This window comes from Muribacter muris, assembly GCF_001038205.1.
Classification (GTDB): domain Bacteria; phylum Pseudomonadota; class Gammaproteobacteria; order Enterobacterales; family Pasteurellaceae; genus Muribacter; species Muribacter muris.
In genome coordinates, this window is sequence record NZ_JWIZ01000023.1 from 38,326 (window position 1) to 52,174 (window position 13,849).

Below are 13,849 nucleotides of genomic sequence, written 5' to 3' on the forward strand. Positions count from 1 at the left end.
ATTTTGCCTAAAAGGTGCAAAATTAATTTAATGAAAATAAAAAGGCGATATTACTCATCGCCTTTTTTATTCTTTCGGTTAGCAGGATAACAGTGCAAAAATCCCTGACAATCTGACCGCTTGCTTTTACTCCCCTACCCCATTAGCGTTTTATTCGGCTCAAATGGGATTTCCCTCGCCAATTTGGGAACAAGATAGCCAGAGCTAATACGTTGTAACTTTTTGTAGATTTCAATGGCTTGCGCATCATCAATATAAAAATGGCTTGCGCCCTCCACTTTATCCAATAAATGCAGATAATAAGGCAAAATGCCATACTGAAATAGCTTGTCGCTCAAGGCTTTAAGGATTTCTGCCTTATCATTTACCCCTTTTAGCAACACCGATTGATTAAGTAACGTAACGCCTGCCTGTTTCAGTTTTTGCATTTTATACTGAAAAATATCATCAATTTCATTCGCGTGATTGATATGCGTAACCAGTACGATATTGAGCGGAGAGCTTGCCAATCGCTGACACAACGCGTCTGTAATCCGGTTGGGAATCACGACCGGTAGGCGACTATGAATGCGTAGTGTACGGATATGAGGTAGCTGCTCTAAAGCAGTGATGACCCAGTCCAATTCGTGATCTTTTGCCATTAACGGATCACCACCGGAGAGGATCACCTCCTCCAATTCCGTATGAGCGGCAATATAATCAAGGCTTTGTTGCCACGAGGCTTTCCCACTTTTAACCGCCTGATAAGGAAAATGGCGGCGAAAGCAGTAACGGCAGTTGATCGCACAACTATTTTTAAGCATAAACAGCAAACGGTTATGGTATTTATGCAAAATATTCGGTGCGGGCGACTGTTGCTCTGCCAACGGATCTTGCACAAAACCTTCCGCCGCTAAAAACTCGTCTTGATGGGACATTGCCTGTAAAAAAAGCGGATCGTTCCGTGCTTTTTTTTGCATTTTGGCGGCAAAAGGGCGCGGTACACGCAATGCAAACAGTTTGCGTGCCTGTATATCTTGTTGAAACTTGTGGCTATCCAGTTCAAGATACGCCAACAGTTCAAGCGGATCACGAAAGGCTTCGGCCAAATCAGCCAGCCAATCTTCCGTGTGCGTCCGAATTGCAATACGCTCCACTGCCCTTTCCTTCCGTGATTATTGTGAAATAACACACGCCGCCGGTGCGTTTTGTCTATCTACCATCAATGTCGGCGCTAATTGCGGATTAGCCGTGCTGACTAGATATTGCACGCCATTTAAGCAGTAACGTAAATAGCCGGGTGTTTTTTCGATTAAATTCGGATCATTTTGTGGATCAACGGCTTTAAAGCTCGGAATAGTCTGAGCAGCCGTTTGAACCTGCTGATTAAGTTGCGCCATTGGTTCGGCTTGGGTTGCCGGTTGCTGTGCTTGCGCTTCGTTCGGTGCTAAGACTTCGCTTAATAGATAACCTGCCGCTGCGCCGGTAACAAAATTGCCTAAACGGTTACTTTGCGCGGCTTGAGCCCCTGCATTTGGCATTGGCGGCGTATTATTAAAGGTTGCATCATTTTGCTGTGTTTGCGGCTTAGTTTGAACCGCCGGCGTACTTTTTTTACTGCTCATACGCATACCGCCTTTTTTCGCTTCGACAACCGTTGAAACCGATAAGGCTAAAATCGCCCCGAGTGTGATTAATTTTTTCATTGCTTTTCCTTATGGTTGAAAAACGTAGATTATACCGTAAAAACAAAAAATAAAAGGGGGCTGGTACGAAGAAAAATTTTTAAATTTTGAGTGATTTTGTGTATTATATACGCCTTTCATTATCAGCCCGATGGGCGTTTTTATATTTGAGGATACAATGGCGAGTTACAGCACTAATGATTTCAAACCGGGTTTAAAATTTATTCAAGATGGCGAACCTTGCGTGATCGTTGAAAATGAATTTGTGAAACCGGGTAAAGGTCAGGCATTCACCCGCACCAAAATTCGTAAATTGATTTCAGGCAAAGTATTAGAAATCAACTTTAAATCCGGTACATCCGTTGAAGCGGCGGATGTTGTCGATTACAACTATACCTACTCTTACAAAGACGAAGATTTCTGGTATTTTATGCACCCGGAAACATTTGAGCAGATTTCCGTTGATGCAAAAGCACTGGGCGACAACGACAAATGGTTGGTTGATCAAGCCGAGTGTATCATCACCTTGTGGAACGGTTCGGCGATTGCCGTAACCCCACCAAACTTTGTGGAATTGGAAGTAACGGAAACTGATCCAGGCTTAAAAGGCGATACGGCGGGTACTGGCGGTAAACCGGCTACATTAAGTACCGGTGCAGTTGTGCGTGTGCCACTTTTCGTCCAAATCGGTGAAGTTATTCGTGTCGATACCCGTTCCGGTGAATATGTTTCACGCGTGAAGTAATTAAAAAATCGGCAGATAAAATCCTCTCCTCAGATGGGAGGATTTTTTTTCGTTATTTCAAAACTTTATGATGAAAAAGCTGTCCGACTAAGGTAAAATCTTTTACACTTTTGAATTACAATATGCGAGGGCAAATTATGTCAGTTACTATTCTTGACCAGTTAGAAGAAAAAATTAAACAAGCCGTTGAAACCATTCAATTATTACAATTGGAAGTGGAAGAATTAAAAAGTAAAAACGATGCGGCACAGCAGGCAAACGATACATTACGCCAAGAACACGAGCAACTCAAAACGGAACATCAAAACTTCCAAGAGCGTTTACGTTCATTGTTAGGTCAAATCGACAACGTTTAATCTCACGGTTTATCTCCAAACGGCTAACTTGATTAGCCGTTTTTTATTTATCAACTATGGCAAAGCTCTATTTTTATTACTCATCAATGAATGCTGGTAAATCCACTACCCTGCTTCAATCTTCCTATAACTATCAAGAACGTGGTATGAATACGCTGGTTTATACGGCGGCGATTGATGATCGCTATGGGGTCGGTAAAGTGGCTTCCCGTATCGGCATTTCACAACAGGCAAATCTGTTTGATAAACAAAGCGATCTCTTTTCGGCAATCCGCACCGCACAGCAGCAAAAAGCGTTACACTGTATCTTAATTGATGAAGCCCAATTCCTCACCAAAGCGCAGGTTTATCAACTCACCGAAGTGGTCGATAAACTAAAAATTCCGGTGCTATGTTATGGGTTACGTACCGATTTCCAAGCCGAGCTGTTTGAAGGCAGCCGCTATTTGTTAGCGTGGGCAGATCAACTTGAGGAATTAAAAACCATCTGTTATTGTGGGCGCAAAGCTAACTTTGTGATCCGAATGAATGAACAGGGTGAAGCGATAAAAGACGGCGATCAAATTCAAATTGGTGGTAATGATCACTATTTATCGGTCTGCCGTGCGCACTACAAAGAAAAGCTGGGGTGTTAATTTAGGTTTACAAAAACGAAAATTCCCTTATCTTTAGCGTGTATTTCGAGTAGAATGCAATATTTTCACTGAAAACCGATTCAAATCTGATTATTAGAGGCACATTATGTCAACATATTCTTCAATTTCAGAAATTCTTGCCGGCAAAATTGCCGTTGGGCAAGAGGTTTCTGTCCGTGGTTGGGTGCGTACCCGCCGCGACTCCAAAGCAGGTTTATCCTTTTTAGCCGTTTATGACGGCTCGTGTTTCGACCCAATTCAAGCTATTGTCAATAACGATCTCAATAATTATCAAGATGAAGTATTACGTTTAACCGCAGGTTGCTCTGTTATCGTAACCGGTACCATTGTTGAATCGCCGGCACAGGGACAAGCGGTCGAATTACAAGCAAAAAATGTTGAAGTGGTTGGCTGGGTTGAAGATCCGGACACTTACCCAATGGCAGCGAAACGCCATTCTATCGAATATTTGCGTGAAGTGGCACACTTACGTCCTCGCACAAACTTGATTGGTGCAGTGGCTCGTGTACGCCATTGCCTAGCGCAAGCTATTCATCGCTTTTTCCACGAACAAGGATTTTACTGGGTCGCTACCCCACTGATTACCGCCTCGGATACCGAAGGTGCAGGCGAAATGTTCCGTGTTTCTACCCTTGATTTAGAAAATCTGCCTCGTGGTGAAAACGGCAAAGTGGATTTCAGCCAAGATTTCTTTGGCAAAGAAGCGTTTTTAACCGTATCCGGTCAATTAAATGGTGAAACTTACGCCTGTGCATTAAGCAAAATTTATACGTTCGGCCCGACTTTCCGTGCGGAAAATTCCAATACCACTCGCCATTTAGCCGAGTTTTGGATGGTTGAACCGGAAATTGCGTTCGCAACGTTAGCGGATAATGCAAAACTTGCCGAAGATATGCTCAAATATGTTTTCCGAGCCGTATTGGAAGAGCGCAAAGATGATATGGCGTTCTTTGCCAAACACGTTGATAGCAACGTCATTAACCGTTTGGAACAGTTTATTACTTCCGATTTCGCCCAAATCGACTATACCGATGCGATCGAGGTTTTATTAAAATCCGGTAAAACGTTTGAATTTCCTGTGGAATGGGGCATTGATCTCTCCTCCGAACACGAGCGTTATTTAGCGGAAGAGTACTTCAAATCACCGGTAGTTGTGAAAAACTACCCGAAAGACATCAAAGCCTTCTATATGCGCTTAAATGATGACGGTAAAACCGTTGCCGCAATGGACGTACTTGCACCGGGTATCGGCGAAATTATCGGCGGTTCACAACGTGAAGAACGTTTAGAAGTCTTAGATCAACGAATGCAAGAAATGGGCTTAAATCCGGAAGATTACTGGTGGTATAGAGATTTACGCCGCTATGGCACAGTACCGCACGCCGGCTTCGGCTTAGGCTTTGAGCGACTCATTGTCTATGTAACCGGCTTACAAAATATCCGCGAGGTCATTCCTTTCCCTCGTGCCCCAAGAAATGCGAATTTCTAACACCCCTAACGGCTGGTACTTCCAGCCGTTTTTTATTTTTTAGTAAATCCCAGACCACTTGCCGTTTACTCATAAAACCTGCACCAGCACTTTCGAGCGACGTTGGTAGTTGTAATGCTTTCGTTTGGCTTGAGGTAAATCGGCGATGTCTGCCGGTTTAAAGCCTCGCTCTTGAAACCATTGGGTTGTGCGGGTAGTGAGGATAAAGAGCTTCTCTACCCCGAGCTTTTTGGCACGTTTTTGGATTTCCACCAATAAAATGTCGCCCCGTGCCGAATCTCGATAATCCGGATGCACGACCACACACGCCATCTCCGCCATTTTTTCTGCCGGATACGGGTTTAACGCGGCACAGGCAATCACGACACCGTCCCGTTCAATAATGGTGTAATGGTCGATTTCCATTTCTAATTGCTCACGGGAGCGTTTGACTAAAATGCCTTGCTGCTCAAACGGGCGAATCAATTCCAGTAGGCTTGGAATATCTTGAATTGTCGCTAGACGGATAGTTTCCGATTCCTGCATTGAGAACTGTGTGCCGATACCGTCCCGAGAAAACAGTTCTTGCAATAATGAGCCGTCTGCGAGATAGCTGATTAAATGCGCCCGTTTTACGCCCGCTTGGCACACATCAATCGCGGCTTGCAAGAATCGGGCGGCAGACGAGTGGTACTGCCCCCGTTCAATCCGCTGATTAAGATGATATTTTGCCGTTTGCGGCATTAAATCGGCGATTACATCGCCTTGTTCGTCTAAAATCCCCTGCGTTTCACAAAAACCGATCAATTTATCTGCCCGCAATTTTATCGCCACTTGGGTGGCAACGTCCTCAAAGGGAAGATTAAACATTTCACCTGTTACCGATGAGGCTACCGGCCCTAGCAGCACGATTGACTGTGTTGCAAGTTGCTGTTTAATGCTCTCAAGGTTGATCCGGCGGATCTTGCCACTTAGCCCGTAATCAATCCCATCGACCACCCCAATCGGTTGGGCAAGCACCATATTGCCGCTGACGATGTTGATGACCGGCGCATTGGGGGAACGCAGTGAAAGCCTCGCCAATAAATCATAATGCACCTTGCCGACCGCTTGTTTGACAATCTCAAGGGTTTCCGGTGAGGTAATGCGGATATTTTGATAATAATCGGACGGAATTTGATGCTCGGCGAGTAAATGTTCAATCTGCGGTCTTGCCCCAAATACGATCACCAATTTGATATTGAGACTGTGTAATAAGCTAATATCATTGATTATATTGATAAAATTCGGACTTTCCATCACCTCGCCGTCTAGCATTATTACAAAGGTTTTTCCGCTGTGTAAATTCACGTAGGGCGTTGATTGCCGAAACCATTGGACTAATTCTGTATTACGCATAGGCTTACCTTATTCGATTTGTGTTTGCAAAAAATGCGGATAAACCACCCGCTTGTTATGTTTATCTCATAAAAAAATCTGCTTCTGATCACTCAAAAGCAGATTTCATACTAACCCAAGCTGAAATTTTCGCAAGTAAAACTAATCTACGCTTTGCAAAATGCGATCGGCAAATTTTCCAATACTAATCGCAAAATTATTGGATTTATTCCAATCTAAAATCGTGCGGAAATTGTTGGAAACTAAGAAAGCTCTGCCCGCCTCTTTATCCGGTCTCACTAGCCATAATTTTGTTTGGGAGAGCGCTTTCATCTTTGCCAATTCCTGCCCGTTAGGGTAAGCCACATAAATTCCCCACGCCTGCCATTCGGCAAGGCGTTTTGCTTTATTGACTTCGATGCCGGACAACGACATATCAATCGGTTGAGACAACTTCACCTCAATGCCCCACGGGAGCGTTTTGTCCCAGCCGACAGAAGAAAGGTAATTGGCAATGGAGGCAAACGCATCGCTACGGTTCTGCCAAATATCTTTTTTGCCGTCATTATCCCCGTCCGCCGCATATTTTAGGTACGAGGTCGGCATAAATTGTGTTTGCCCCATCGCCCCTGCCCAAGAGCCTTTCATTTCACGGCGGGAAATCGTACCGTTATCCAACATTTTGAACGCATTTACAAATTCTTGGCTAAACAGTGCTTCACGGCGACCGTCAAACGCCAATGTTGCTAATACAGAAAGCACATCAAAATTACCTTGATAACGCCCGAAACTGCTTTCCATTCCCCATAACGCCATAATGTACTCTTTTTGTACACCGTATTGGCGGCTGGCGCTTTCTAACTGCGGTTGAACCTGCCACCATCGCTCAACCGCCGCATTCACTTTCGCTTGGGTCAAGACTTTATTCAAATACCGGGTAACGCAGTGCGGATTTGGCGGAGGCGGTGGAGTATTCGGATCTCGGCGTTTAGCGGCTTGCTCACGGTCAAGCTGTACCGCCCGTGGCACATAGGTAATATTAAAGTGCGAATTAAGCACTTTGTCGGACACCCCCGCCCCTGCCGCTTTTTGTTTCAAAAACTGCACATAATCGGAGAAATGATTTAAAGTACGAGGCTTGTCATATTTAGCATCTAAAGCTAAATCCTGATAATGCTGGCTACAACCTGCCAGTAAGCTCAAAAAAGAGAGCGAAATTAAATATTTTTTCATTGTGTTATATTGTCGGCCGAACCGACCGCTTGTCCATAATTTACTAAACGGCTTGGGCGAATCACATTATCCTGCCGAATTTCAGCCACGCCCAGAAAAACATCGGCGGCAGAAAATAGGCGAACTTGCCCGAAAAGACCGTCCTGATTATCAAATTTTACCCGTTGCCCGAAGCTAATCGCCCGCCCCTGTGCTTCGGTCAGCAACAACTTCGGCAACCGGGCAACCGCACTGTCTATGGCTAATAAATGACGATCAAGTACCGCAAGCGGTTGGTTTTCGCTGAGATTTTGCAACGCCTCAATCGTCATCATTTGTTCAATAGGGTAATCCGCCACGGCTAAACGGCGGAGTACGGTAACGTGTGCACCACAGCCCAATGCCTCGCCTAAATCGTCCACTAAGGTGCGGATATAAGTACCTTTTGAACAATGCACGTCCAAGGTTAAAAACGGAGCTTGGTAATCAATAAAAGTGAGTTCAAAAATAGTGATCGGGCGGGCTTCCCGTTCAATCGTAATACCGGCTCTCGCATATTCATACAGTGGTTTGCCGTTATGTTTCAATGCAGAAAACATTGTCGGCACTTGCAGAATATCGCCTCGAAATTGTGGCAGCGTCGCTAAAATATCAGCTAATGCAATATTGACGGGGCGGGTTTGTACCACTTGCCCCTCGGCATCGGAGGTATCCGTCCGCTCCCCTAATTTTGCCGTTACCCGATAACGCTTATCGGCGTCCAACAAAAACTGCGAGAATTTGGTCGCCTCGCCCAAACAGATCGGCAACATTCCCGTCGCAAGCGGATCTAACGCCCCCGTATGACCGGCTTTATTGGCTTGAAACAGGCGTTTGACCTTTTGCATAATCTCGTTGGAACTGACCCCTTGCGGTTTATCCAACAAAAAAACGCCGTGAACATCACGCCCTTTTTTGCGAGGTCTGCCCATTACTCGTCCTCAATATGACGAGCGGCATCTTGACGCACCACGTTCGTCACCAAGTTAGACATTCGCATACCTTCCACTAACGATTGGTCGTACACAAAACGCAATTCCGGCACAATCCGCAACCGCATTGCTTTGCCGACCAAGGTACGAATATAACCGGCAGCTTTGTTCAAGCCCTCTAATCCCCGCTCAACCGCCTGCTCATCATTATCAAATAAAAACGTAACAAACACTTTGGCGTAGGCTAAATCACGGCTGATTTCAACATCGGATACCGTTACCATTCCAATTCGTGGATCTTTGACCTCACGCTGTAAAATCACTGCAATTTCTTTTTGTAACTCTTGTGCCACACGATCGGCACGGCTAAATTCTCTCGCCATTTTCGTTTCCTATGTGCTAATTTTATTGTGGATTATACAAAATTTCCTGCCGAAAGGCGAACAAGCGGTCGGTTTAGGCGGATTTTTTGCCATTATTTCGGCAGGTTAGAGCATTGAAATCGGCAATGCCAGCAAATCTTCCGCCAACCACAGTTTTTGCGGATATTGATTGATAATCACGCCCGTGCCGAGCTGAATATCCGTATCTTGCAAATTGGCTTTCAAAATGCCAAAGGCTTTTGCCATTTTTTTATCGGGGCTGGCAGTAACCTTAATTTCTATCGGGTATAGCGTACGCTGATGTTCAATCAAAAGATCGATTTCTTTTTGGTTGGTATCCCGATAAAAATAGATCGGCGGTTCAATCCCGTTATTATAAAAGGATTTAATAATTTCACTCACGATAAAGGTTTCAAAAAACTGCCCGTTTTTAGCCCCTTGTTGAATAGTTTCGGGCGTGAGCCATTTCGTCAGCCACGCCATCAACCCTGTATCCAACATATATATTTTGGGCGTTTTAATCGCTCGTTTTAAGTGATTATTACTGTAAGGTTTAAGTAAATATATGATGCCGGAGGTTTCTAAAATAGTCGTCCAACGTTTAATCGTATCGACCGACACGCCAACCTCTTGTGCCACGTTGCTGTAATTAAGCAATTCACCGCTGCGAGCAGCGATAGCTACCATAAAGCGAGTGAAATCAGTGATGCTGCTGATATTGGCTAACGATCGCACATCTCGTTCAATATAAGTGGAAACGTAGGACGCATAGTAAATCTCCCAATTCGTTGCCTGTTCATACAATCGAGGCATATAGCCCTGATGAATAATTTTCCACAGGTTTTCAATCGGTTTCAGAACTTTTTCTCTGGCAGAAATATAGTCCGATGTTGGCACGAATGGCAGATAGAAATCCAATTGGTGAATTTCTCGCAGCGAAAAACCCTGTAATTTCAGCACTGCAATCCTCCCAGCTAAACTTTCCGCTACATTTTGCATCAATTCAAAGGCTTGCGAACCGGAAAGCAAAAACAAACCTGAGGTTTTCTGCCTATCAATCGCTAATTTTAGGCTGGAAAACAACTCGGGCACATACTGAACTTCGTCTAAAATTAACTTGCCGCTATGATTAAGCATAAACAGAGAGGGATCATTTTTCGCTTGATTGAGCAGCATAGGATCATCAAAGGTTACATATTGATAATCTTGCCCAATATGTTGTAACAATGTGGATTTCCCCACTTGACGAGGACCAGTTACTAAAACAGCGGGGAATTGTTTAATTAAGGTGTTTAACAACACCGACATTTGTCTCGGATAAAAGATCATAAAATTCAGTTTAATTTAAGATGCTATCGTAAATTAAACTCTAAAAAAGTGAAAAAGTAAAGAAAAAGCTAGTTTAATTTAAGATTTTATCGTAAATCAAACTAACTTTTAGTGATTTTTAAGGAATGCACTAGCCGTTTCATTTATGGACGCAAACATTGGGTTCCTACATATTGGAGATTATTTATTGTACAACTAATATACAACAACCTAATGGGTGAAACAGGTCGTAATAAAGTATTTGCTCTATTCCATAATCAATAAGGCACTTTTTAGCTCGGCAATTTTATCCCTCACCGCTGCCGCTTTTTCAAACTCAAGATTTTGGGCGAATTCTCGCATTTGCTGTTCGAGGGTTTTAAGCTCTTTTTCAAGTGCTTTGCGGGATTTTGGTTTGCTGTCATTTGCAAAATTATCGCTGTTTTTGACCGCTTGTTTGCTGCGTTTCGGCTTATCCGTTTGCCCGATATCCAGCAACTCGCCCACTTTTTTGTTGAGTGCTTGCGGAGTAATACCGTGTTCTGCGTTATATTTTTGTTGTTTTTCTCGGCGGCGTTCGGTCTCTTGGATCGCTTTTTGCATTGAATTGGTGATGCGATCGGCATAGAGTATCGCTTTGCCGTTCAGATTACGCGCCGCCCGCCCGATAGTTTGAATTAGCGAGCGTTCCGAACGTAAAAAGCCCTCTTTATCGGCATCTAAAATCGCGACAAGGGACACTTCCGGCATATCCAGTCCTTCCCGCAATAAGTTGATCCCGACCAATACATCAAACATTCCCATTCGTAAATCGTGGATAATTTCGACCCGCTCGACTGTGTCAATATCACTGTGCAGATAACGCACTCGCACGCCGTGTTCGTCCAGATAATCGGTCAGATCTTCCGCCATTTTTTTGGTAAGTGTCGTTACCAGTACCCGTTCCTCAACGGCGACCCGTTTATGAATTTCTGACAGTAAATCATCGATTTGGGTGGCTACCGGTCGCACTTCCAAAATCGGATCGAGCAAGCCGGTCGGGCGTACCACCTGATCGACTACTTCGGGATTTTTTTCCAACTCATAAGCCCCCGGGGTGGCGGACACATAAATTGTTTGCGGAGAAAGACGTTCAAACTCTTCAAATCGTAGCGGGCGGTTATCCAACGCAGACGGCAGGCGGAAACCGTATTGCACCAGCGTTTCTTTTCTGGCTCGGTCGCCCCGATACATTCCGCCGATTTGCGGCACGGTAACGTGGGATTCGTCAATAATCAGCAAGCCATCACTCGGCATATAATCAAACAAGGTCGGGGGCGGATCGCCCGCTTTTCGTCCCGATAAATAGCGGGAGTAGTTTTCAATGCCGGAGCAATAACCGAGTTCGTTCATCATTTCAATATCAAATTGCGTACGCTGTGCAATACGTTGTTCTTCAAGCAATTTATTTTCTTGAATGAAGTAATGACGGCGTTCGGCAAGCTCGGTTTTGATCTGCTCGATCGCCTCTAAAATTCGCTCCCGTGGGGTAACGTAGTGGGTTTTCGGGTAAATGGTGTAGCGTGGCACTTTACCTAAGCTATGCCCTGTGAGCGGGTCAAACAATGAGAGATTTTCAATCTCGTCATCAAAAAGTTCTACCCGTAACGCCACTTCGTCCGATTCGGCGGGGAATATATCGATCACCTCGCCTCGTACTCGGAACGTTGAGCGCTGAAAGGCTTGATCGTTACGGGTATATTGCAACTCCGCCAAACGAGCCAAAATCGTGCGTTGGTCAATCATTGCTCCCACTTGCAAATGCAACATCATTTGCATATAGGCATCGACATCTCCCAAACCGTAAATCGCCGAGACAGATGCCACAACAATTGTATCTCGCCGCTCAAGAAAGGATTTGGTCGCTGAAAGCCGCATTTGTTCGATTTGTTCGTTAATGGAGGCATCTTTCTCAATGAAAGTATCGCTACTCGGCACATAGGCTTCCGGCTGATAATAGTCGTAGTAAGAGACGAAATATTCCACTGCATTTTCAGGGAAAAAGGCTTTCATTTCCGCATAAAGCTGGGCGGCAAGGGTTTTATTCGGTGCAAGCAACATCGCCGGACGGTTAAGTATGGCAATCACATTGGCTATGGTGAAGGTTTTGCCCGACCCCGTTACGCCCAATAGCGTTTGGTGGGCCAATCCGTCATTCAATCCTTCGACTAATTTAGCAATTGCTGTCGGCTGATCGCCCGATGGCTTAAAGGGAGAATGTAAAATAAAAGGCTTACCTTGCTTGCTCATAAAAACTCCTTTGCAAAATGGGCTGCTATTCTAACATAGGCAAGCGGTCGGTTCGGTAGGATTTTTTGCACACATCGAAATCTCTGCGATTACCTGCATAAATGATCAATAAGTTATTGATGTATGTCGTGTTTAAAACTACAATGCTATTCGTTTATTAAGACGACTTAGCCTATGATACTGTCATTCAAACATAAAGGGCTGGAAAAATTCTATAAAACGGGTTCAACTGCCGGCATTATTGTTGCACATTCTGCTAAACTTAAACGGATTTTGGCACGTTTAAATAGTAGTAAAACTGCCCAAGATATGAACATTCCCGGTTGGAACTTACACCCGTTAAGCGGCAATCTTGTCAATCATTGGAGTGTAAAAGTGAACGGGAATTGGCGTATAACCTTTAAGTTAGAGAACGGGCACGCAGAGATTGTTGACTATCAAGATTATCATTAGGAGTTTTTATGCAAATGTATAACCCGCCACATCCGGCAGAAATTATTCGAGATGATATTTTACCTGCGTTGGGTTTAACCGTTACTCAAGCCGCCAAACAGCTAGGCGTTAATCGTGTAACGCTTTCCCGCCTTATAAACGGTAAATCCGCTATTAGTGCCGATATGGCGTTACGTTTACACGCTTGGCTAGGCGAAAACAGTCCAAGCCCTGAAAGTTGGCTACATCAACAAGCCGACTATGATTTATGGCAGGCATCGCAAAAAGCCCGCTTTTCCGTATCACCTGTCTTTGCATCATAATTGGCAGATTGACTAGAAAAATAGGCACGCAGTGTGCCTATTTGTTGATTATTAAGGTTGGTTGTTCGGTTGTGGCTCGTGGTTTTGTTCAACAGGGTTGAGTGTCGGTTCAATCCGTGGCTTTGGTGGTTCGCTCTCTGTCGTTTTTGCTGATTTTGAACAACGCACCACAACGGCGAAAAAGAATAGCCCGAAAAACAAATCGCCCACGCCGTAAAATTGGAAAAAGGTCGCCAGTTGCGGTTTACTGCTTGCCAGTTCCTGAATTACCGCGCTGTTTTCCAGATACCACAATCCCCAAGTTACCGCATAGACCATTTTTTCGATGAAGAAAACGAAAATCAGCTTCGGCACTTTATAAAATGAAAAGGACACCGCTAAATACGCCAGCCCCCATAACACAATATTCCCTTGCCCAAGCCAAGAAAAGACAACAGGGTCAATCGTGGCAATGGTTTGGTCAAAGAAAAATTGGGTCGGATAGAGAATGCCGATCAAGTTGTATAACCCTGCCAGTATAAAAAAGAAAGCGATAACATTATCAAAAAAAGGACGTTTTTTCATACTAAATTTCCTTAAAACAGAAAAGGTAGGCTATTCTAGCATTTCATTTCGGCTTGGGCTATGCGGTGTTTTTGCAAAAAACGGTAGTAAACCCACCGCTT

General features: G+C 44.4%; 15 protein-coding genes. 6 read left to right on the forward strand and 9 right to left on the reverse strand.

The features are described 5' to 3' along the window. Window positions 1–134 precede the first annotated feature (134 nt). Window positions 135–1,136: an EF-P beta-lysylation protein EpmB gene (epmB, locus tag RO21_RS04290; protein WP_047976561.1), complete on the reverse strand. Its 1,002-nt coding sequence runs from the start codon at window positions 1,134–1,136 to the stop codon at window positions 135–137. An 18-nt stretch (window positions 1,137–1,154) separates the two neighbouring features. Further along, entirely contained in the window at window positions 1,155–1,685 is a 531-nt protein-coding gene (locus RO21_RS04295; RefSeq protein ID WP_047976562.1) for a hypothetical protein, read from the reverse strand. 157 nt (window positions 1,686–1,842) lie between these two features. Here RO21_RS04295 and efp point away from each other — a divergent pair, with 157 nt between their 5' ends. The 4 genes from efp to asnS all read left to right on the forward strand — a co-directional run bounded on the left by efp (window position 1,843) and on the right by asnS (window position 4,910). Further along, complete coding sequence (gene efp, locus RO21_RS04300) at window positions 1,843–2,409, forward strand: elongation factor P (RefSeq protein ID WP_047976563.1); 567 nt, start codon at window positions 1,843–1,845, stop codon at window positions 2,407–2,409. Between the two features lie 137 nt (window positions 2,410–2,546). Further along, window positions 2,547–2,765: a cell division protein ZapB gene (gene zapB, locus RO21_RS04305; protein ID WP_047976564.1), complete on the forward strand. Its 219-nt coding sequence runs from the start codon at window positions 2,547–2,549 to the stop codon at window positions 2,763–2,765. Between the two features lie 56 nt (window positions 2,766–2,821). Continuing rightward, entirely contained in the window at window positions 2,822–3,400 is a 579-nt protein-coding gene (locus RO21_RS04310; protein WP_047976565.1) for a thymidine kinase, read from the forward strand. Window positions 3,401–3,506: 106 nt separating this feature from the next. Then, the gene (gene asnS, locus RO21_RS04315) at window positions 3,507–4,910 is read left to right on the forward strand and encodes an asparagine--tRNA ligase (RefSeq protein ID WP_047976566.1); all 1,404 of its coding nucleotides are present in this window, start codon (window positions 3,507–3,509) and stop codon (window positions 4,908–4,910) included. A 69-nt stretch (window positions 4,911–4,979) separates the two neighbouring features. Here the strand turns inward: asnS and argA are convergent, their stop codons facing one another. From argA to uvrB, 6 genes are all read right to left on the reverse strand, one after another. Then, window positions 4,980–6,287, reverse strand: a complete 1,308-nt coding sequence (argA, locus tag RO21_RS04320) for an amino-acid N-acetyltransferase (RefSeq protein WP_047976567.1) — start codon at window positions 6,285–6,287, stop codon at window positions 4,980–4,982. Between the two features lie 141 nt (window positions 6,288–6,428). Then, the gene (locus tag RO21_RS04325; protein ID WP_047976568.1) at window positions 6,429–7,499 is read right to left on the reverse strand and encodes a lytic murein transglycosylase; all 1,071 of its coding nucleotides are present in this window, start codon (window positions 7,497–7,499) and stop codon (window positions 6,429–6,431) included. Beyond that, entirely contained in the window at window positions 7,496–8,449 is a 954-nt protein-coding gene (gene truB / locus RO21_RS04330) for a tRNA pseudouridine(55) synthase TruB (protein WP_047976569.1), read from the reverse strand. Before truB ends, RO21_RS04325 begins: the two co-directional genes overlap by 4 nt. After that, on the reverse strand, window positions 8,449–8,832 hold the full coding sequence (gene rbfA, locus RO21_RS04335; protein WP_047976570.1) for a 30S ribosome-binding factor RbfA: 384 nt from the start codon (window positions 8,830–8,832) through the stop codon (window positions 8,449–8,451). The genes truB and rbfA overlap by 1 nt, the downstream gene beginning before the upstream one ends. Before the next feature lie 105 nt (window positions 8,833–8,937). Next, window positions 8,938–10,161, reverse strand: a complete 1,224-nt coding sequence (locus RO21_RS04340) for an ATP-binding protein (protein ID WP_047976571.1) — start codon at window positions 10,159–10,161, stop codon at window positions 8,938–8,940. A 246-nt stretch (window positions 10,162–10,407) separates the two neighbouring features. Then, a complete protein-coding gene (gene uvrB / locus RO21_RS04345) occupies window positions 10,408–12,429 on the reverse strand; it encodes an excinuclease ABC subunit UvrB (RefSeq protein WP_047976572.1) in 2,022 nt (673 codons plus the stop codon). Window positions 12,430–12,603: 174 nt separating this feature from the next. On the opposite strand from uvrB, the gene RO21_RS04350 reads away from it, so the two are divergent. Together RO21_RS04350 and RO21_RS04355 are read left to right on the forward strand one after the other, a co-directional pair. Further along, a complete protein-coding gene (locus RO21_RS04350) occupies window positions 12,604–12,882 on the forward strand; it encodes a type II toxin-antitoxin system RelE/ParE family toxin (protein ID WP_047976573.1) in 279 nt (92 codons plus the stop codon). 8 nt (window positions 12,883–12,890) lie between these two features. Then, window positions 12,891–13,184, forward strand: coding sequence for a HigA family addiction module antitoxin (locus RO21_RS04355; protein ID WP_047976574.1), 294 nt, complete (start codon window positions 12,891–12,893; stop codon window positions 13,182–13,184). 51 nt (window positions 13,185–13,235) lie between these two features. On the opposite strand, the gene RO21_RS04360 is transcribed toward RO21_RS04355, so the two are convergent. Then, window positions 13,236–13,748: a hypothetical protein gene (locus RO21_RS04360; RefSeq protein ID WP_064774263.1), complete on the reverse strand. Its 513-nt coding sequence runs from the start codon at window positions 13,746–13,748 to the stop codon at window positions 13,236–13,238. Between the last annotated feature and the right edge of the window lie 101 nt (window positions 13,749–13,849).

Coding starts and splice junctions, on each gene's coding strand:
- RO21_RS04295 (WP_047976562.1), bottom strand. CDS start 1,685: ATGAAAAAATTAATCACACTCGGGGCGATTTTAGCCTTATCGGTTTCA.
- efp (WP_047976563.1), top strand. CDS start 1,843: ATGGCGAGTTACAGCACTAATGATTTCAAACCGGGTTTAAAATTTATT.
- zapB (WP_047976564.1), top strand. CDS start 2,547: ATGTCAGTTACTATTCTTGACCAGTTAGAAGAAAAAATTAAACAAGCC.
- RO21_RS04310 (WP_047976565.1), top strand. CDS start 2,822: ATGGCAAAGCTCTATTTTTATTACTCATCAATGAATGCTGGTAAATCC.
- asnS (WP_047976566.1), top strand. CDS start 3,507: ATGTCAACATATTCTTCAATTTCAGAAATTCTTGCCGGCAAAATTGCC.
- argA (WP_047976567.1), bottom strand. CDS start 6,287: ATGCGTAATACAGAATTAGTCCAATGGTTTCGGCAATCAACGCCCTAC.
- RO21_RS04325 (WP_047976568.1), bottom strand. CDS start 7,499: ATGAAAAAATATTTAATTTCGCTCTCTTTTTTGAGCTTACTGGCAGGT.
- truB (WP_047976569.1), bottom strand. CDS start 8,449: ATGGGCAGACCTCGCAAAAAAGGGCGTGATGTTCACGGCGTTTTTTTG.
- rbfA (WP_047976570.1), bottom strand. CDS start 8,832: ATGGCGAGAGAATTTAGCCGTGCCGATCGTGTGGCACAAGAGTTACAA.
- RO21_RS04340 (WP_047976571.1), bottom strand. CDS start 10,161: ATGATCTTTTATCCGAGACAAATGTCGGTGTTGTTAAACACCTTAATT.
- uvrB (WP_047976572.1), bottom strand. CDS start 12,429: ATGAGCAAGCAAGGTAAGCCTTTTATTTTACATTCTCCCTTTAAGCCA.
- RO21_RS04350 (WP_047976573.1), top strand. CDS start 12,604: ATGATACTGTCATTCAAACATAAAGGGCTGGAAAAATTCTATAAAACG.
- RO21_RS04355 (WP_047976574.1), top strand. CDS start 12,891: ATGCAAATGTATAACCCGCCACATCCGGCAGAAATTATTCGAGATGAT.
- RO21_RS04360 (WP_064774263.1), bottom strand. CDS start 13,748: ATGAAAAAACGTCCTTTTTTTGATAATGTTATCGCTTTCTTTTTTATA.